17 protein-coding genes are annotated in these 19,747 nt (G+C 58.7%); 13 read left to right on the top strand and 4 right to left on the bottom strand.

Annotated elements, in window-relative coordinates:
- Positions 1 to 56: 56 nt before the first annotated feature.
- Positions 57 to 2,387 (bottom strand): DNA topoisomerase IV subunit A, encoded by a 2,331-nt coding sequence (parC, locus tag ABL922_RS04260; RefSeq protein ID WP_349022964.1) that lies wholly within the window; start codon positions 2,385 to 2,387, stop codon positions 57 to 59.
- Positions 2,388 to 2,600: 213 nt separating this feature from the next.
- Between parC and ABL922_RS04255 the strand changes: the two genes are divergently transcribed.
- The 10 genes from ABL922_RS04255 (at position 2,601) to ABL922_RS04210 (ending at position 13,174) form a co-directional block, all read left to right on the top strand.
- Positions 2,601 to 5,201, top strand: coding sequence for a TonB-dependent receptor (locus ABL922_RS04255; protein ID WP_349022963.1), 2,601 nt, complete (start codon positions 2,601 to 2,603; stop codon positions 5,199 to 5,201).
- A gap of 128 nt (positions 5,202 to 5,329) precedes the next feature.
- Positions 5,330 to 6,640: an adenylosuccinate lyase gene (purB, locus tag ABL922_RS04250; protein ID WP_349022962.1), complete on the top strand. Its 1,311-nt coding sequence runs from the start codon at positions 5,330 to 5,332 to the stop codon at positions 6,638 to 6,640.
- A gap of 233 nt (positions 6,641 to 6,873) precedes the next feature.
- Entirely contained in the window at positions 6,874 to 7,164 is a 291-nt protein-coding gene (locus tag ABL922_RS04245; protein ID WP_349022961.1) for a hypothetical protein, read from the top strand.
- On the top strand, positions 7,161 to 7,835 hold the full coding sequence (pyrF, locus tag ABL922_RS04240; RefSeq protein ID WP_349022960.1) for an orotidine-5'-phosphate decarboxylase: 675 nt from the start codon (positions 7,161 to 7,163) through the stop codon (positions 7,833 to 7,835). The genes ABL922_RS04245 and pyrF overlap by 4 nt, the downstream gene beginning before the upstream one ends.
- A gap of 127 nt (positions 7,836 to 7,962) precedes the next feature.
- Positions 7,963 to 8,604 carry a phosphoribosylanthranilate isomerase gene (locus tag ABL922_RS04235; protein WP_349022959.1) on the top strand — a complete coding sequence of 214 codons (642 nt, stop codon included), beginning with the start codon at positions 7,963 to 7,965 and terminating at the stop codon, positions 8,602 to 8,604.
- Positions 8,591 to 9,832: a tryptophan synthase subunit beta gene (gene trpB / locus ABL922_RS04230; RefSeq protein ID WP_349022958.1), complete on the top strand. Its 1,242-nt coding sequence runs from the start codon at positions 8,591 to 8,593 to the stop codon at positions 9,830 to 9,832. The genes ABL922_RS04235 and trpB overlap by 14 nt, the downstream gene beginning before the upstream one ends.
- Complete coding sequence (locus ABL922_RS04225; protein WP_349022957.1) at positions 9,829 to 10,101, top strand: hypothetical protein; 273 nt, start codon at positions 9,829 to 9,831, stop codon at positions 10,099 to 10,101. The genes trpB and ABL922_RS04225 overlap by 4 nt, the downstream gene beginning before the upstream one ends.
- On the top strand, positions 10,098 to 10,880 hold the full coding sequence (trpA, locus tag ABL922_RS04220) for a tryptophan synthase subunit alpha (RefSeq protein WP_349022975.1): 783 nt from the start codon (positions 10,098 to 10,100) through the stop codon (positions 10,878 to 10,880). The genes ABL922_RS04225 and trpA overlap by 4 nt, the downstream gene beginning before the upstream one ends.
- A gap of 116 nt (positions 10,881 to 10,996) precedes the next feature.
- Positions 10,997 to 11,851 carry an acetyl-CoA carboxylase, carboxyltransferase subunit beta gene (gene accD, locus ABL922_RS04215; protein ID WP_349022956.1) on the top strand — a complete coding sequence of 285 codons (855 nt, stop codon included), beginning with the start codon at positions 10,997 to 10,999 and terminating at the stop codon, positions 11,849 to 11,851.
- Positions 11,852 to 11,860: 9 nt separating this feature from the next.
- Positions 11,861 to 13,174 (top strand): folylpolyglutamate synthase/dihydrofolate synthase family protein, encoded by a 1,314-nt coding sequence (locus ABL922_RS04210; RefSeq protein WP_349022955.1) that lies wholly within the window; start codon positions 11,861 to 11,863, stop codon positions 13,172 to 13,174.
- A gap of 36 nt (positions 13,175 to 13,210) precedes the next feature.
- Here the strand turns inward: ABL922_RS04210 and ABL922_RS04205 are convergent, their stop codons facing one another.
- Entirely contained in the window at positions 13,211 to 14,773 is a 1,563-nt protein-coding gene (locus tag ABL922_RS04205; protein ID WP_349022954.1) for an MFS transporter, read from the bottom strand.
- A 56-nt stretch (positions 14,774 to 14,829) separates the two neighbouring features.
- Between ABL922_RS04205 and ABL922_RS04200 the strand changes: the two genes are divergently transcribed.
- The gene (locus ABL922_RS04200) at positions 14,830 to 15,777 is read left to right on the top strand and encodes a pseudouridine synthase (RefSeq protein ID WP_349022953.1); all 948 of its coding nucleotides are present in this window, start codon (positions 14,830 to 14,832) and stop codon (positions 15,775 to 15,777) included.
- Complete coding sequence (gene rsmD / locus ABL922_RS04195) at positions 15,774 to 16,316, top strand: 16S rRNA (guanine(966)-N(2))-methyltransferase RsmD (RefSeq protein ID WP_349022952.1); 543 nt, start codon at positions 15,774 to 15,776, stop codon at positions 16,314 to 16,316. Before ABL922_RS04200 ends, rsmD begins: the two co-directional genes overlap by 4 nt.
- A 2-nt stretch (positions 16,317 to 16,318) precedes the next feature.
- Here the strand turns inward: rsmD and ABL922_RS04190 are convergent, their stop codons facing one another.
- Complete coding sequence (locus ABL922_RS04190) at positions 16,319 to 17,485, bottom strand: serine hydrolase domain-containing protein (RefSeq protein WP_349022951.1); 1,167 nt, start codon at positions 17,483 to 17,485, stop codon at positions 16,319 to 16,321.
- A gap of 92 nt (positions 17,486 to 17,577) precedes the next feature.
- Between ABL922_RS04190 and ABL922_RS04185 the strand changes: the two genes are divergently transcribed.
- On the top strand, positions 17,578 to 18,489 hold the full coding sequence (locus tag ABL922_RS04185) for an EamA family transporter (protein WP_349022950.1): 912 nt from the start codon (positions 17,578 to 17,580) through the stop codon (positions 18,487 to 18,489).
- Here the strand turns inward: ABL922_RS04185 and ABL922_RS04180 are convergent.
- On the bottom strand, positions 18,454 to 19,731 hold the full coding sequence (locus ABL922_RS04180; protein WP_349022949.1) for an MFS transporter: 1,278 nt from the start codon (positions 19,729 to 19,731) through the stop codon (positions 18,454 to 18,456). The two genes, ABL922_RS04185 and ABL922_RS04180, sit on opposite strands and share 36 nt — an antisense overlap.
- Positions 19,732 to 19,747: the final 16 nt, after the last annotated feature.

Here is a 19,747-nt window from a genome sequence, read left to right as displayed (position 1 = left end):
AATATTTGCTTCACGGGAGATATAGAACAAAAGGCTAATTCGGCTGCCTGCAGCCGTTAATCAAAGCGGTTGTTCCTCGGAAATCCCTGCGGTGGAAGCCGTCCTGCGGCCCCGCGTGCTACACGCCACTGCGTCAGGTCCGTTTCGGTTCTTGTCCGACCGCTGTCGCCGCCCATTGTCCAGCTCAACCCTTCACTCAGATTGAAGCAAACAGCATCAGACAGCCCGCCATCCTTATAGCGTTGCAAGGTGACGCCCTGCCCCTTCGCCATTTCCGGAATTTCGTTCATCGGAAAGATCACCAGTTTGCGGTTATCTCCAACGACAGCGACATACTGATCCTTTGCGGCGGTTTCCTCCGAAGTCTCCGCAGGAGCAAGCCGCACAACCTGCAGCCGCGCGCCGGGTTTCAGAGTTACGACGCCTCTGCCCTTGCGGGTCTCAGCGACAACGTCTTCCATTTTGCAAAGGAATCCTTTGCCCGTCGATGCTGCGAGCAGCATCCGGCCACCGGACGTAACGGGCAAGAGCGTGAGGACATCATTTCCCGCCTCGATATCGATCATGGTACCCAACGGCTCACCGAAGCCGCGTGCGCCGGGCAGCTTGTCTGCACCGATGGTGTAAAAACGGCCATTGGCAGTGGCGACAAGGATCTTGTCGGTGGTCTGCGCATGGAAGACCTGCGCCTGCGCATCGCCTTCCTTGAACTTGTAATCCGCCTTGGCCGACAGGTCCGCATGACCCTTCATCGCCTTGATCCAGCCGCGCTTGGAAAGGATGACGGTGACCGGCTCGCGCTCTACAAAAGCCTCAAGCGAAATTTCTCGCGCGGGTGCCGCTTCGATCAGTGACGTGCGTCTGCGCCCAAGATCGGTGTCTTCGGCATAGCCGATGCGCAGTTTGGTCAGATCCTTCTTCAAACGTGTCCGTTGCCGCGCCGGGCTTTCGATCAGCTTGACCAGTTCTTCGCGCTCGGCATGCAGTTCGTCACGCTCACGGCGCAGTTCCATTTCTTCCAGCTTGCGCAGGGAGCGCAACCGCATGTTGAGGATCGCCTCGGCCTGCCGGTCGGTCAACTGGAATTCGGCCATCATCACAGGCTTGGGTTCATCCTCTGTCCGGATGATCTCGATGATCCGGTCGAGGTTGAGATAGGCGATGATATAGCCTTCGAGCAGTTCGAGCCGTGCGTCGATTTTTTCGAGGCGATGTTGCGATCGGCGAACCAGCACCTCTATCTGGTGCGTCAGCCATTCGCGCAGCACCTCGCCCAGCCCCATCACCTTGGGTACGCGGTTGGCATCGAGCACATTCATGTTGAGCCCGAAGCGCGTTTCAAGGTCGGTCAGACGGAACAGCGCATTCTTCAGATCTTCGGGATCGACGTTGCGGCTTTTGGGAACCAATACGATGCGAATGTCGGCATCTGATTCATCGCGCACATCGTCGAGGATCGGCAGCTTCTTGTCCGCGATCAGTTGGGCAATCTGCTCGATCAGCTTGCCCTTTTGCACCTGATACGGAATCTCGCTGATCACCAATTGCCAGGTGCCGCCCGATAGCCGTTCGATACCGGCTTCACGGTCCGCTGCTTCCTTGGCGTCGGCGGCATGGAAGCGCGCGCGCACCCGCAATGCACCGCGACCTGTCGCATAAGCCAAACTGATCGTTTCGCGGCTGTCCACCAGCACGCCTCCAGTGGCGAAGTCTGGTCCTTGAACAATCTGCATCAACTGATCGTGCGTCGCTTTGGGTTCGTCGATCAGCAGCATTGCTGCATCAATCACTTCCGCCGCATTGTGCGAAGGAATGCTGGTCGCCATGCCCACCGCAATCCCGCTCGCACCATTGGCGAGCAGATTGGGGAAGAGGCCGGGCATTACTTCCGGCTCTTCATCCTCGCCATTATAGGTTGGTTTGAAGTCGGTTGCATTTTCATCGAGCCCTTGCATCAGCTCGATCGCGGTCTTGGTCAGCTTGGCTTCGGTATAGCGATAGGCGGCTGCATTATCGCCGTCGATATTGCCGAAATTTCCCTGCCCATCGACCAAAGGGTAACGCAGCGAGAAAGTCTGCGCGAGGCGAACCATCGCGTCATAGACCGACTGATCGCCATGCGGGTGATATTTACCGATGACGTCGCCGACAACGCGCGCACATTTCTTGTACCCACTCGAAGGTTCGAGCTTCAGCTGGCGCATCGCCCACAGCAAGCGGCGATGCACCGGTTTCAACCCGTCGCGCAGATCGGGCAATGACCGCGCGGTGATCGTCGACATCGCGTAAATCAGATAGCGTTCGGAAATCGCCGCATCGAATGGCGCATTCACGATCTGGTCGAACGGATCTTCGGCGGGCAAGTCTGTGTCGGTGGTATCAGCCATCCCCGCTCCGATAGCGAGCCAGCGAGTCACCGCATAGCGCGGATTGCATCAATCCACAGAATTCTGCGTCGGCGGGCGTATTTATGCTGCGTTGCAATAATGACACAGGAATGACAGAAAATGAATGGAAATTGCGCCTGCGCTAGCCATGCCTTTGCAATAGTGGCAACATCTTACGTACTTAATCTCCTGAACTGGACAAAGGACAAAACAATGAAAAAATCCAACTTCGGATCGCTCCTTTCAATCTCCGCCTCATTCACCGCCATGCTGGTTGCAACAGCCGCCCCGGCCTATGCGCAGGATGAAGCACAAGCCGACGACGCAGCAGACCAACCAGCGATCATCGTCACCGGCACCCGCCGCACCGACCGCACCGTGGCGGACAGCCCTGTTCCGGTGGATGTGCTGTCCGCCGCCGATCTGGTGAACAGCGGTTCGACCGAAACCAACCGTCTGCTCAACCAGCTGGTTCCCTCGTTCAATTTCCCGCAGCCGTCGCTGACTGATGGAACGGACTCACTCCGTCCGGCTACATTGCGCGGCCTCGCCCCTGATCAGGTGCTGGTGCTCGTCAACGGCAAGCGCCGCCACCAGTCGTCACTGATCAACCTCAACGGTTCGGTCGGCCGCGGTTCGACCGCGGTTGACATGAACACCATCCCGCCGCTTGCGATTGAACGTATCGAAGTGCTGCGCGATGGCGCCGCGTCGCTTTACGGTTCGGACGCGATTGCAGGCGTGATCAACGTCCAGCTGAAAAAGGGCGTAGGTGGCCGTGCTCAAGCGACCTACGGCAAATATATCACGACAATGGAAGATGTCGGCCAAGTTGATGCCGTCGCATTGACGACCGGTGCAGCGGACAACCCGGTAATCACTTATACCGGACAAGACCGCAAACGTCGCGATGGCGACACCTATACCTTTGCGTCCAACTTTGGTCTGCCTGTCGGCGACAGTGGTTATCTGAACTTCACCGCCGAATATAAAGATCGCTCGCCGACCAACCGTTCGGGGCCGGATATCCGCCGCAACTATTTCGCAGCGGGTGACCCGCGTGAAGCAACGTTCAACCGTTATGCTCACCGTTATGGCGATGGTGTTTCGAAAGACCTGAATTTCTTCCTGAACGCGGGCTATGATCTGTCGGACAACATCGAATTCTACACCTTCGGCAGCTATGGCGTCCGTGACGGCAATGGCGCGGGCTTCTATCGGCGCTCGTCCGACGTCCGCAATCGCGACTGGGCCGCTTCGACCACAACATTTGTGCCTATCTACGCCGACGGATTCCTGCCCTTGATCGTCAGCGAGATAGTCGACATCTCAGCAGCTGCTGGCCTGCGTGGCGCACTGGGCGCCTGGGACTATGACCTGTCGCTGGTCTATGGCTCCAACCTTTTGAACTACAAGGTCGAAAACAGCGTCAACACCTCGATCGGCGGTACAGACAGTGCCCGCCGTTTCAATGCAGGCGGCATGCGCGCTGGCCAGACGACGGTCAATCTCGACATGCGTCGTGACCTTGATCTGGGCATCGGCGATAGCGTCTCACTTGCCTTTGGTGGCGAATATCGCGACGAGAATTACAAGATCGTCGCAGGCGAACTGCAAAGCTACATCAATGGTCCCTTCTCGGCAGCACCATTCAATGCTGCTGGCGGTTCGCAGGTGTTCCCCGGCTTCCGCCCGGCCAATGCCACCGATGAATCGCGTGATAGCTATGCTGGTTATGTCGAACTCGACGCTGACCTAAGCTCCAGCTTCACACTGCAGCTGGCTGGTCGCTATGAACATTATAGCGACTTTGGTAGCACCGTGAACGGTAAGGCTGCGGCACGCTTTGAACCGATCGACGGCCTCGCCTTCCGCGGATCGATTTCGACCGGCTTCCGCGCTCCCAGCCTTGCGCAGCAGGCCTTCGCGACTACATCGACAAACAATGTCGGCGGCGTGTTGATAGAAGTCGGCACCTTCCCGGTTTCTTCACCGGTGGCAGTCGCACTTGGCGCTCAGCCGCTTGAGCCTGAAAAGTCGGTGAACATCGGCGGCGGCGTGACCTTCAACATGCTTGAAGGCCTCAATCTCACCGTCGACTATTATAACATCAAGATCAAAGACCGCATCACGCTGACCGAGAACCTGACCGGCGCTGACGTCGTTAACTTGCTGACTGCAGCGGGCGTAACCGGGGTCAGTTCGGCCCGTTTCTTCATCAACGGCATCGACACCAAGACCGAAGGTCTGGACATTGTCGCAAGCTACCGCGTTCCAGATTTCGGAATGGGTACGGTCCGTCTGAGCGCTGGTTACAATCTGAACAATACCAAGATTACCGACCGCCGCGTCTTCTCTGGCTTTACCGCCCAGCGGCTGTTTGCACGTCAGGAAAGCTTTCGCCTGACCGACGGTCAACCCAAGAACAAACTGAACTTCAGCCTTGATTGGGATTATGACATGTTCGGTCTGACGCTGCGCACCAACCGTTATGGCGAAGTCTTCCTGCCGAGCAGCTTCTCGACGGCGGCGAACAACAACAATATCGCACTGGCGCCGGGCGATGTTCCGGGGGACATCTTCCTGTCGCCCAAATGGGTCACCGACCTTGAACTGCGCGTCAAGCCGATGGAAAAGCTTTCGCTCGCCATCGGCGCGAATAATCTGTTCGACGTCTATCCCGATCGCCTGCCCTTCGGCACGGTTGATGGGGTGAATTATGGCCTGAACAACTCGTTCCTGCCGTACAGCTCGCAGTCGCCCTTCGGTTTCAGCGGTCGTTTCCTCTATGGTCGCGTATCGTACGAATTCTAAGTCGGCCAATCAAATACACGAAAAGGGCGGTGCGATTGCGCCGCCCTTTTTCGTTGCGCTTTTGACGCTGTGTCTGCCGCCTGCTAACGGCGCGTGCGACTCCACGCCTCTCTGCAGAAAGCCCGCACATGGTCCCCCGCTACGCCCGCCCCGATATGGTTGCCATCTGGGAGCCCGAAAACCGCTTCAAAATCTGGTTCGAGATTGAGGCGCATGCGACCGAGGCATTGGCCAACCTTGGCGTAGTGCCAAAATCAGCCGCAGACGCGCTGTGGAAATGGTGGGCAACCAATCCATCCATCGATGTGGCGGCCATCGACGCTATCGAAGCCGTTACCAAGCATGACGTGATCGCCTTTCTGACGTGGGTCGCCGAACAAGTCGGAGACGAAGCCCGTTTCATGCACCAGGGAATGACGTCGAGTGACGTGCTCGATACCTGCCTAGCCGTGCAACTGGCGAGCGCTTCGGATCTGCTGCTGGCAGACCTCGGTGCGCTTCTCGAAGCCATCAAGCGCCGCGCCTTTGAACATAAAATGACGCCGTGCATCGGCCGCAGCCACGGCATCCACGCTGAGCCCGTCACCTTTGGCCTTAAAATGGCCGAGGCTTATGCCGAATTTTCACGCTGCAAGGATCGCCTGATCGCCGCGCGCAAGGATATCGCGACCTGCGCGATTTCGGGCGCAGTCGGAACCTTCGCCAATATCGACCCGCGCGTTGAGGAGCATGTGGCGGCAAAGCTTGGCCTATCGGTCGAGCCTGTATCGACACAAGTCATCCCGCGTGATCGCCATGCGATGTTCTTCGCAACTTTGGGCGTCATCGCCTCGTCAGTCGAACGACTGGCTGTCGAAGTCCGCCACCTGCAGCGCACCGAAGTGCTGGAGGCGGAGGAATATTTCTCACCCGGCCAAAAGGGTTCGTCGGCGATGCCGCACAAGCGGAACCCGGTGCTCACCGAAAACCTCACGGGTCTTGCCCGTATGGTGCGCAGCTATTCCATTCCCGCAATGGAAAATGTGGCACTTTGGCATGAACGCGACATCAGCCACAGCTCGGTCGAACGCTATATTGGGCCCGATGCGACGATCACGCTCGACTTCGCGCTCGGCCGCCTCACCGGCGTGATCGACAAGCTGCTCGTCTATCCAGAGCGCATGCAGAAGAATTTGGACAAGATGGGCGGGCTGGTCCACTCGCAACGCGTGTTGCTTGCCCTGACGCAAGCGGGTGTCAGCCGCGAAGACAGCTATCTGCTGGTGCAGCGCAACGCGATGAAGGTATGGGAATCGGATGGTGCACTGTCGCTGCTCGAACTGCTGAAGGCCGACCCCGATGTGACCAAGGCGTTGTCGCCGCGAGAAATCGAAGAAAAATTCGACCTCGGTTATCATCTGAAACATGTCGACACGATTTTCGCGCGGGTTTTTGGGTAAAAAATCCTCCCCATCGACTTGCGATGGGGAGGTGGCAGTTGCGCAGCAACTGACGGAGGGGAATTGCGACGTGGAAATCCCCTCCACCATTCGACGCTACGCGCCGAACGGTCCCGCTGTGGCTGCGCCACGCCTGCGGCTCCCCCATCGCAAGTCGATGGGGAGGATTCATACTGGAATCCTTGCCCCCCTTCCCTTAAGCTGCCTGCAAACAGACAAAGGAGAAGCCGCGAATGTCGTTCCTGAAAACCCTATTCTGGGTCATTTTCCTCGTCGGCTTCACCGTGTTTGCAATCAACAACTGGCAGCCGGTTTCGATGAAGTTGTGGAACGGCCTGTGGCTCGATAGCAAATTGCCTGCCGTCATGGGCGCCAGCTTCCTGCTGGGTTTCCTACCGCTGTGGATATGGCATCGCACCGTACGTTACCGCCTCACCCGCCGCATCGCGACGCTGGAAAGCGGCGCGAAGACAATGGCGGCCAACATCCCGCTTGGCACGCCGGCACAGGGAACAACAGCATGAGTAATCCCGTCTATGTCGCGATCGATACACCCTTGCTCGACGAAGCGCTTGAACTCGTCCGCAAGATCAAGGCGCATGTCGGCGGGGTGAAACTGGGCCTCGAATTCTTCTGCGCTAACGGCCATCACGGTGTGCATGAGGTGCAGAAACTGGGCCTTCCCATTTTCCTCGACCTGAAACTGCATGACATTCCGAACACCGTGGCCAAGGCTATGCAGGCGATCAATACGCTCGAACCCGCCATTGTGACCATCCACGCTAGCGGCGGTCGTGCGATGATGGAAGATGCCAAGGCCGCCGCCGGTTCGCACACCAAGGTGGTGGGCGTGACCGTGCTGACCAGCCTTGACGATCATGACCTCAGCCGTGTCGGCGTCCCCGATGATCCGCACAGCCAGGTCGAACGCCTTGCCGCATTGGCGCAGGAAGCGGGCCTCGACGGTATCGTTTGCTCGGGTCAGGAGGTCAAATCCGCGCGGAAGACTTGGAAAGACGGCTTTTTCGTCGTCCCCGGATTGCGACCCGCCGGTGCCAGCACCGCCGACCAGAAACGCATCGTCACGCCGCGTCAGGCGCGCGACGATGGAGCGAGTGTGCTGGTGATTGGGCGGCCTATTACCAAAGCTGAAGACCCCGATGCTGCTGCACGCGCGATTGTGGGGACGCTTTGACTCCTTCCACTAGCCCTCGTCGTCACCCCGTGCTTGACACGGGGTTAGGCTTTTAAGCACCGGAGCAGCCAACACAAAAGCCAAGCCCCGCATCAAGTGCGGGGCGACGAAAAAGTTGAGAGATATTTTGCGAACCCAAATCAAAATCTGCGGGCTTTCGAACGAAGCCGCCATCGACGCCGCGGCTAAGGCTGGGGCGACGCATATTGGTCTTGTCCATTACGAAAAAAGCCCGCGCCATGTCAGTCTGGAACTCGCCACCGCACTGCGGATGCGCACGCCGCCTAGCCTCAAGGTTGTGCTGCTGCTGGTCAACGCTGAACCGGAATTGACGCAAAAGGCGCTGGACATGGTCCGCCCCGACGTCGTCCAGTTTCATGGGGGCGAAACGCCCGAATGGCTTAACCTTGTGAGCCAGCACACCGATGCACATATTTGGAAGGCGCTGGGCCTCAAAAACCGGCAGACGCTGATCAATGCGGACAAATATGACGATGTGGTCGATATGGTCCTGTACGACGCACCTGCGCAGACCTTGCCCGGTGGAACAGGTACGCGTGTTGACTGGTCATTGCTGACCCAATTTGAACATCGCATCCCTTGGGGCCTTGCAGGAGGCTTGACGCCGGACAATGTCGCGGATGCCCTGTGCGCAACGCGTGCGCCGCTGGTCGATGTTTCTTCGGGCGTGGAGAGCGCTCCCGGCGTCAAGGATATGGACAAGATTGCGGCCTTCTGCCAAGCGGTCCGCGCCTATGACAAAGCCTGATCCAAATCTGAACTCTTTCATGAACCAGCCCGACGAGCGCGGGCATTTCGGCCAATTTGGCGGCCGCTATGTCGCCGAAACGCTGATGCCGCTCGTGCTCGATCTGGAGCGCGAATATCGCGCAGCAAAGCAGGACCCTGCGTTCGCCGCGCAGTTTGACGATCTGCTCGAACATTATGTCGGCAGGCCAAGCCCGCTTTATTATGCCGAGCGGCTGACCGAGGAATTGCGCAAGGGCGCGCCCGCGGGAAAGGGTGCGCAAGTCTGGTTCAAGCGTGATGAGCTGAACCATACCGGCGCGCACAAAATCAACAATTGCATCGGCCAGATCCTGCTCGCCATCCGCATGGGCAAGACGCGGATTATCGCGGAGACCGGCGCTGGCCAGCATGGCGTTGCCACCGCTACCGTCTGCGCACGCTTCGGCCTGCCCTGCGTCATCTATATGGGCGCAAAGGATGTCGAGCGGCAGCAGCCCAATGTCTTCCGCATGAAGCTGCTCGGTGCCGAAGTGGTGCCCGTCACCAGCGGTGCCAACACGCTGAAGGACGCGATGAACGAGGCGCTGCGCGACTGGGTCGCCAATGTGCACGACACTTTCTACATCATCGGCACCGCCGCTGGCCCGCATCCCTATCCCGAACTGGTCCGCGATTTCCAGAGCGTGATCGGCAAGGAAGCGCGTGCCCAGATGCTGAGCCGCATCAACCGCCTGCCCGACCTGCTGGTGGCAGCCATCGGTGGTGGATCGAACGCCATCGGGCTGTTTCATCCCTTCCTCGACGATGCCGATGTGGCGATGCTGGGCATCGAGGCAGCGGGCCACGGGCTGGACAAGGAACATGCCGCAAGCCTCGCAGGCGGACGCCCCGGCATCCTCCATGGCAACAAGACCTATTTGCTGCAGGATGAAGACGGCCAGATCGCCGAGGCGCATTCAATCAGCGCGGGCCTCGACTATCCCGGCATCGGGCCGGAGCATAGCTGGCTCAAGGAAATCGGCCGGGTGCGTTATGACAGCGTGACCGACACCGAGGCGCTTGAAGGCTTCCAGCTGCTCTGCCGCACCGAAGGCATCATTCCAGCGCTGGAGCCTTCGCATGCAATTGCAGCGGTGGCAAAAGTGGCACCGACGATGGGCCGTGACCAGATTATCTTGGCCAATTTGTGCGGACGCGGGGACAAGGATATTTTCACCGTGGCCGAGGCTTTGGGGACGGAGATATGAAGCGCGATTGGCGCTTGCTTGCGGGCATTATTGGCATCTTAGCCGCGGCGATTGTCATCGGATATGACGTTGTCGAGACCATGACGTACCAACACCATTGGTCAATCAACGACCAGGCCTATTTCGAAAAACGGTTCGAAACTAAAATGCCTAAAAATTGCTACGATTGTTGGCCGCCTATGCGAACTTCTTTCTTGGAAGCTGGATTGGCGACATTTCTAGCTTCTTTACTGACACTGATCTACGCATGGTGGAAACCAAAAATATGACCCGCCTCTCCTCTGCCTTCACCAAAGCCCACCCCGCGCTCGTCACCTTCATCACCGCAGGCGACGGCGACACCGCTGCCAATCTCGACGCGCTGGTCGCGGGCGGTGCCGATGTGATTGAGCTGGGAATGCCCTTCACCGATCCGATGGCTGATGGCCCCGCGATCCAGAAAGCCAATATCCGCAGCCTTGAGGCTGGCACGACGACGGCGGATATCTTCGCCATCGCCACCGCCTTCCGCGCGCGGCACCCGCAGGTTCCGTTGGTGCTGATGGGCTATGCCAATCCGATGACGATCCGGGGGAGCGAATGGTTCGCTGCCGAATGTTTTAAGGCAGGTGTCGATGGCGTCATCTGCGTCGACATTCCGCCCGAGGAGGATGCCGAGCTTGGCCCTGCCCTGCGCAGCGCGGGCGTCGACCTCATCCGGCTCGCCACCCCCACCACCGATGCAGCGCGCCTGCCCACGGTGCTCGATGGATCAAGCGGCTTCCTCTATTATGTCTCGGTCGCCGGGATCACCGGGCTGCAACAGGCGGCGCAAGCGAGCATTGAGGAAGCCGTCGCGCGCCTCAAGGCCGCAACCGACATTCCCGTCGCTGTGGGGTTCGGTGTGCGCACCCCCGAACAGGCCGCCGCGATCGCCAAGGTCGCTGACGGCGTCGTGGTCGGCTCTGCCATCGTCGAAATCATCGCCGAACATGGGAGTAACGCCGCTGGCCCGGTTCGCGATTATGTGGCTTCGTTGAAAGCGGCTATCAATTCCGCGCGTAGCTAATTACAAAACCGTAGTGCTGAGCCTGTCGAAGCACGCTTCACAGCATAGCGCCCTACTTAAAGGCGCCCTTCGACAAGCTCAGGGCTACGGTGAAATTTCAAGGGTAGGTAGGAAAAATGAACTGGGTCACCCGCGTCCGCAACGCCATCCCCTTCATCGCCAAGCGCGAAACGGCAGAAACGCTGTGGCACAAGTGCAAGGGCTGCAACACGATGATCTTCCTCAAGGAATATGAGGAAAACCAGTCAGTGTGCCCGAAATGCGATTTCCATGGCCGCATCGGCCCGGCAGAGCGTTTTGCTGCGATTTTCGATGCGGACAGCTTCACCGTGCTACCCATGCCGCGTGTCGTTGAAGACCCGTTGAAGTTCAAAGACAGCAAGAAATATCCCGACCGCATCAAAGCCGCCCGCACCTCAACCGGCGAGCAGGACGCACTCGTCAGCGCGCGCGGAAAGATTGATGGCCATAGCGCTGTCGTCAGTGTGCAGGATTTTGCCTTCATGGGCGGATCGATGGGCATGGCTGTGGGCGAGGCCTTCATCGCCGCCGCGCAGGAAGCGCTGAAGGCAAAATGCCCCTATATCATCTTCACCGCTGCAGGCGGCGCACGCATGCAGGAGGGCATTCTCAGCCTGATGCAGATGCCCCGCACCACGGTTGCGATCCAAATGCTGCGCGAGGCTGGGCTACCCTATATCGTCGTGCTGACCGACCCGACCACCGGCGGCGTCACCGCCAGCTATGCGATGCTGGGCGATATCCAGATTGCCGAACCCGGCGCGCTTATCGGCTTTGCTGGGCAGCGCGTGATCGAACAGACGATCCGCGAAAAACTGCCCGAAGGCTTCCAGCGCGCCGAATATCTACTCGAACATGGCATGGTCGACATGGTGACCCACCGGCACGAACTGAAAGCCACTTTGGCACGGTTGGTCGATTATCTGACCGCCGGCAAAAAGGCGGCTTAGTTCCCAACCTTGGCCGACCACGCAAAGTCCGATTCTCCCGCCGTCCAGGCGCAATTAGACCGGCTGGCGGCGCTGTCGCCCGGGCGCGATACGTTGGGGCTGGAGCGGATTGCTGCGCTGTGTGAGAGGCTGGGCAATCCACAGGACAGGCTGCCCCCGGTGTTCCATGTCGCGGGCACGAACGGCAAGGGATCAACCTGCGCCTTTCTACGCAGTGCGTTCGAGGCGGCGGGCCTAAAAGCGCATGTCTATTCCAGCCCGCATCTGGTGCGGTTCAACGAACGGATCAGAGTGGCCGGAAAGTTGATCGAGGATGAAGCGTTGGCCGCGCTGTTATCCGAAGTGCTCGACCATGCCGAAGGATTACAGGCGAGCTTTTTCGAAGTCACCACCGCAGCCGCCTTCCTCGCTTTTTCACGCACGCCCGCCGATGCTTGCATCATAGAGGTCGGCCTAGGCGGGCGGCTTGATGCGACCAATGTGATCAAGAAGCCAGCTGTCTGCGGCATCGCCTCGCTCGGCATAGACCATGAAGGCTTTCTTCTCGCGCCGGAGGATGGAACGCCCAAGGATCCTTTTGTCCGCATCGGCTGGGAAAAGGCTGGCATCGCAAAAGCTGGCGTGCCTCTGGTGATCCAGAAATATGATCGACCCGTGCACGACATTATTTCGGCTCACGCACGAACCACCGGTTCGACGCTGATTGCAAATGGCGTGGAATGGAATGCCTCCAGTTATCGGCGCGAGCTGCACTATCGCGATGAATTCGGTACAATTAGCGTGCCGCTCCCGGCACTCCCCGGGCCGCATCAAGCGCAGAATGCGGCGCTCGCCATCGCCATGCTGCGTCACCAGCAGGCGGTAAAAATTCCGGAAAGCGCCTTTGAAATGGCGATGGGCCGGGCAAAATGGCCCGCGCGTCTGCAAAAACTGTCCCCCGGACCATTGACCAGCTTGCTGCCCGATGCCGAGATTTGGCTGGATGGAGGGCACAATGCCGATGCCGGGGCCGCCATAGGCCAGTTCTTCCAGCAATATGATCGGCCGGTGCATCTGATTATCGGCATGCTGGCCAACAAGGATCCGCTATCCTTGCTTCACTGGCTCGAAGGCGAGTTGGATAGTATTATCGCCATTCCCGTTCCGAACCACGAATATCATCCGGTCACAGCCTATCGATCTGCCATGCCTGTAGAATGGGCAGAAAATGTTACCAAGGCCTTCGACAAACTCGCTGAAAAAAGTCCGGACACTGTTTTAATTTGCGGCTCGCTGTACCTTGCAGGCGAAGTGTTGCGTCTAAACGGTCAAATACCTGACTAGATTTGGGCTGGCCTCGCAAGCTTGCAACACCTTGCCCTAAATCTTGGTTGGCGCAGCAGGCTGCCCCTTCCAGGCAAGCAAGCCGCCAAGCAACAGCACTCCCGCAGCGGCCCAGGTGAGATTGGCTGACAGTTCGAGCGGTTGTGACAAGAGCAGACCAATGAGTCCTGCAATAACGAGAACGAAACCCAAAATGCGAAATGGCCCCACCGGTTCCTTGGGTGCCTCATGCTCTACCGCGTCAGTTTGCCGAATGCCTTGCACCACATAGCCCTTGCTCCACAGCACCCAAAGCAGGATCATGCCGGGTATCGCCGCCGCCACAGTAAAGCCCCAGAAACCGAACCAGCCGAACTTTTCGGCGATGATCCCCGCCGGACCCGCCATGAATGTGCGGCCCACGCCCGCAAAGGATGAGAGCAGCGCAAATTGCGTGGCAGTATAGGCAATGCTGGACAGCCCGGACAAATAGGTTGTGAACACGGTCAAACCAATCCCGCTGGTCACATTCTCGGTGCAGATCGCAGCCACCATCATCCAGTAATTGTCCCCCATCGCGGCGAGGATCATGAACATCGTGTTCGATAGCATCATCAACAGCCCCGAAATCAGCAATGCCCGACCCATACCCAGCCACAGGATAAATGGCGCTCCAATTGCAGAGCCAACGATCAGCGCGGCATAGCCCCAAATCTTGTTGGCGGTGATATAGTCGGTGTCGGAAAAGCCGAGATCGACGATCATCGGTCCCAACATCGCCTGCCCCATTGCATCGCCGACTTTGTAGACCAGCACGAAACCCAGAATGATAAAAGCCCCGTGTCGCGTCAGGAATTCGCGGAACGGATTGACCACCGTTTCACGCAGCCACTCGCGTGGCTTCAATCCTGATGCTTCGGCGTAGCGATCGACAAATTTGCCCGGCCCAATAATAAACGCACCGACGATCGCTGGAATGATACAAAAAGCCGTCAGGCCATAGGCCGTCGCCCAACCCAGCCCCAGTCCTTCGTTAGATGCGAAATAGATCGTGCCAGCACCCGCAATCAGATTACCGGTGCGATAGCCGAACTGGTTTGTTGCCGTTCCATGGGCGAATTCCTCTTCGTCCAATATCTCGATACGATAGGCGTCGATTACGATATCCTGCGTTGCCGAAAGGAATGCAGTAATCAGCGCCCAGACCGCAAAAACACCCATATTGCCGGGTTGTGGATTGCTCGCGCCCAATTGCCAGATCGATACGAACAGCAGTCCTTGAACCAGGAAAAGCCAGCCTCGCCGTTGACCAAAAGTCTTGGTCAGAAATGGCAAAGGCAGCTTGTCGATCAACGGTGCCCACAGGAATTTCAAGGTATAGGGAATGCCGAGAGCGACAGCAAAGCCGATTGTTGCAGTATCTATACCGACACGCGCTAGCCAAAAGGTCATGGTCGCAATCAAAAGGGTCAGCGGGAAGCCGCTCGAAATACCGAGCAGGAATGCGACCAGCGGTGCTTTGCGAAGATAGGGCCGGAACGATTTAATCGTCAGCGCAGCGATGATGACCCCGCCAATGACTGCCGCAAAAATGATGAAGCGGATTAAATCTACCGACATGCGACCTCCCCGATATTCTTGTCGACAAGACCTAACCGCAAAATCCTGAACCGCCAATGTCTTTCACCCGCCTGCACCAACAGCCGCGTGACTTTTACAACCAACTGGGGCATGGCGCGCGCATGGCTCAACCTCCCTCCAAACGCCCACCCGCCAAAGGCCCTGCATCGGGCAAAGCCCCCGCGCGCCCGGCAAAGCCGCCCAAGCTGCGCTGGGACGCAAAACCGGTGCGCAAACCACGGCCGGATGCCGCGCCAAGCAAAGGCGCGCTAGAACGAGCCGATGGTGAAGAACGCATCGCCAAACTGCTCGCCCGCGCGGGGGTTGCCTCGCGTCGTGAAATTGAACGGATGATCGCTGACAAGCGGATCACGCTTAACGGTGTCGCGGTGGAAACGCCTGCAACTTTGCTCAAGTCGCTGCACGGTGTCGCGGTTGATGGGAAGGCGGTCGGCCAGCCCGCGCCGACGCAACTTTATCTGTTCCACAAACCCGAAGGCTGCCTGACCGCAGAGCGTGATTTCAGCGGGCGCAAAACGATCTACGATATCCTGCCCAAGGATCTGCCGCGGCTGATGCCAATCGGACGCCTCGATTTGAACACCGAAGGGCTGCTGCTGCTGACCAATGACGGCGAGTTCAAACGCCAGATGGAAATGCCTTCAACCGGTGTTGAACGCACCTATCGCGCGCGTTGTTTTGGCGACATCAGCCAGACCGAGCTCGAGGAGCTGATCCACGGCATTGAAATCGAAGGCGTTCGTTATGGAAAGATCGACGCCAATCTGGAGCGCCGCACCGGGCGCAATGGCTGGCTGGAAATGACGCTGACCGAAGGCAAGAACCGCGAAGTCCGTCGTGTGCTCGAACATTTCGGGCTGGAAGTCAGCCGTCTGATCCGCACGCGCTATGGCCCGTTCGTCTTGGGCGATATGGCTCCCGGTGATGTCGGCGAAGTCCGGCGGGTGGATTTGATCGAATTCAGGAATACACTGAAAGCATGAGGATTATTTCCGGCACCTGGCGTTCGCGTCCGCTGATCGCGCCCAAAGGCGATACCACACGCCCGACCGCCGACCGCACCCGCGAGACGCTCTTCTCAATGCTCACCAGCCGCCTCGGTTCATTTGAAGGCCTGCAGGTGCTCGATCTGTTTTCGGGGTCGGGCGCGTTGGGGCTGGAGGCGCTGTCGCGCGGCGCTGCGCATTGCGTTTTTGTCGAACAGGACAAGGCCGCTTTGGATGCGCTCGAAACCAATATCGCCAAATTAGGCGCGGGCCCGCAAAGCGAAATCAAGCGCGGATCCGCGCTGATGCTCGGCCCTGCACGAAAGGCCTATGACCTGATCCTGATGGACCCGCCTTATGGCACCGGCGCGGGTGCGGTCGCACTCGACAAGCTTTCCCGACTGGGCTGGGTGGCATCCGGCGCATTGGTCAGCATAGAAACCGGCAACCGCGAAGACACAGTCGTCAAGGGCTTCGAAATCGACACCACCCGCGACATTGGCAAGGCGCGGCTCACACTATTGCGGCCCGTATAGCCTCAGTCCTTCGTCCAATCCTGAGCACCATATTCCCATGCCCATGGCATGCCCGTTTCGCCCAGCACCAACTTCACAATCGCCGGAAACATCGGTTCCGCACGAACATCGTTGGAAAGAATAACGACACAGCTTTTCCGCTTTTCGACGCAGACCCACATGTTGCCGGTCGAATCATTATGCCCGCCTTTGAAAAAGCCACGCCCCTGCGGCCCGGCAAATGATATAACGGCTAGACCTGCCGCCAAGCTCTCGATCCTCGCTTCCGGGGCGGCTTCAGGCTGAAGCGACGGGAATTGCGAAATGGTGGTGATAGACAGGTGCGCCGTCGTCAGATCTTTACGTGAGGTTTTGCTCAGTCCCTGCCCTTTGACATAGCCCGCCGCGAATTTGGCGAAATCACTTATGGTGGTGTCCATCGATCCCGCTGCGCGCGTTTTGCTGCGCTCGTCATGCTGCTCGGTGCTGCCATCCATTCTCCACCCATCGGCGAGGTTTGTTGCAAAGTCCGGTCGCCAGATCATGCTGGTCTTTTTCATACCAAAGCGGTCGAACACCCGCCGCTGCATTTCCTGACCCAAATCCAGACCCAATCCGCGCTCTATCACAAATTGCAACAGGATAAGGCCATCACCCGAATAGGCATAGCGCGTGCCGGGATCGAAGTGGAATTTCAGTTTCCGATCAGGTTCGAGAAAACCGAAATTGGAAAAGCCAGAACTGTGCGTTAGCAAGATACGCGGTGTCAGCTTACGCCAGCGATCGTCGCCCGCAAGATGATGCCAGCCAGCATATTTCTCTTCCTCATCTGCATAATCCGGCAATGGTTTGGGCAAATAGTGCGCAATCGAAGTATCGAGATCGAGCCTGCCTTCTTCAACCAACTGCATCACGGTGTAAGCAAACACCGCCTTGGTCAGCGAGGCGCCATACATGACGCTATCGGTGGTCAGCGGCTCGCCTTTGGCATTGCGCTTGCCCCAGCTTTTGACCAGTTTTACAGTGCCATTCTCAATGAAAGCGATCGCGACGCCCTGCGTCTGGGTTTGCGTCATGCCCGCTTTGACACGGACGTCGAGCCTGGATTCCAAAGATTTTGCCGCTATCCCCTGAAGAGGAAGCAGCGCCGATGCGCAGATCAGAATTGCACTCCGCACGATGTTCCGCATGGCCATTCCTCGCTAGACGTTTGCAGGTTTAGCATCACGAAGCGGCAAAGATATACTCTTGTTCGGTGACGGCGCACTGGCTAGGCGAGGGCATGACCTCCACCCCAAAACTCGATAGCACCGGCTGGTTGCTGATTGCCATATTGTCGATCCTTTGGGGCGGGGCCTTTTTCCTGATTGAGGTCGGGCTGCGTAGCTATCCGCCGATCACTTTGGTCTTCATGCGCCTCGCGCTTGCTGTGCCGCCGATGTGGATTGCGATGCGGTTGATGGGCGAACGTCTGCCGACCGAGCCGCGCATCTGGGGACTGCTGGCGATAGTTGGCGCGCTCAATTGCGCCCTGCCCTTCATCCTCTTCTTTTGGGGGCAGCAATATCTGGACAGCGGTTATGCCTCGATCCTGAACGCCACCACCCCGTTATGGGGCGTGATCACAGCCCACTTCCTGACCAGCGATGAAAAGGCGACCCCAGCGCGCATCATTGGGGTGCTCGTTGGCATGGCAGGGATCGTCGTGATGGTCGGGCCCGAGGCGATGAAAGGGCTTTCGAACAATCTGCTCGCGCAATTGGCGTGTATCGTCTCGACCATCTTCTACAGCTTTGCCGCGATCTATGGCCGCCGCCTGTCTCAAACCGAGCTGACGCCGATGGCGGTCGCGACCGGGCAGACGATGATGGCCGCGCTGATGATGGTGCCGATTGTCGCGGTGATGGACCAGCCCTGGACGATGGCCATGCCGGGCCTCGATTCCACGCTGGCGGGCGTGACACTGGCGATCTTCTCGACCGCGCTGGCCTATACGCTCTATTTCCGGCTGATCGACCGTTCGGGGGCGTCGAATGCGCAGCTGGTGGCTTTCCTCATGCCCATCCTAGCCGTCATCCTCGGCATCGCCTTTCTCGGCGAGAGCCTGTCGGGCGGTCAGATTGCTGGAGCCGGATTGATCGCCGTCGGGCTTGCGATCCTAGACGGCCGCCTCGTCGCGCGATTTCAAAAGTAGCAGGCCGAACAGGCTGAGCACCGCAATCACCGCGAGATAATAGCCGACATATTTGAGGCCGCTCTCGGAAAGTTTCAGCGCAATATTGGGCGCCAGCGCCCCGCCCAAAATCCCCGCCGCGTTGAAGCAGATTGACGCGCCGGTATAGCGCACCCGCGCCGGGAACAATCCCGGCAGCCACGCACCAAGCGGGCCGTAAACCAGCCCCATCACAAACAACAGCAGCGACAGATACACACCCGTCAGAAACAGGTCTCCGCTACCCAGCCACGGCGCTGTGGTGAAACTGGCGATGAACATCGCGGTACAGCCAACGCCCAGCACAAAAGCGGGCCGCGTCCGGTCCGCCCAATAGCCGGAGATAATAATCCCCGCCGCCATGAACAGGATCGCGACCAGCTGCACGCCCAGAAAATCCTCCCGCGCGATGCCCAGCTTGGTTGTACCATAACCGAGTGCAAAGGCGGTCGAAAGGTAGAAGATGGCGAAGCATGCGATGGCCGCAAAGGTGCCACCGAATAGCTGCAACGGATGCGTGCGCATTACTTCAGCGACGGGCACCTTGGGCGGCGGCGCTTCTTCGAGTGCGGCGGCGAAGGCGGGCGTCTCGGTCAATTTCAACCGGACCCAAAGGCCGATACCGACAAGCAAAGCGCTCAGCAAAAAGGGTATCCGCCAGCCCCACTCACGGAAATCGGCATCGCTGAGAAACAGCCCCAATATCAGGAACAACCCGTTCGAAAGAATGAACCCCACTGGCGCGCCCAGTTGCGGGAACATGCCATAACGGGCTTTCTTACCCTCGGGCGCATTTTCGACCGCGAGCAAGGCGGCCCCACCCCATTCGCCGCCAAGGCCGAAGCCCTGCCCGAAGCGCAGCACGCACAGCAGCGCAGGCGCGATCCACCCCGCCACCGCATAGGACGGCAGCAACGCGATGCAAAAGGTCGAAACCCCCATGATCATCAACGACCAGACCAAAGTCGCCTTACGCCCGATGCGGTCGCCATAATGGCCGAACACCAGCGCCCCGACAGGCCTTGCGATGAAGGCTAAAGCAAAGGTCAGCCAGCTTTGCAGCAACTGCGCCTCGGGGCTCGAGGTCGGGAAGAACAACGGCCCGAAGACCAGCGAGGCCGCGGTTGCAAAAATATAGAAGTCGTAAAATTCGACCGCCGTCCCCGCCATCGCCGCGCCCAAAATGCGCTTGTGCGATGCGCCCTGCATTGCCCCCTGTGTCATGCCGCCCTTGCTGGCA

It is taken from the genome of Sphingorhabdus sp., from assembly GCF_040079335.1.
In the GTDB taxonomy this organism is placed as follows: domain Bacteria; phylum Pseudomonadota; class Alphaproteobacteria; order Sphingomonadales; family Sphingomonadaceae; genus Sphingorhabdus_B.
The sequence above is the reverse complement of the archived record's forward strand: the minus strand, read 5'-3'. Positions and strand labels throughout refer to the sequence as shown.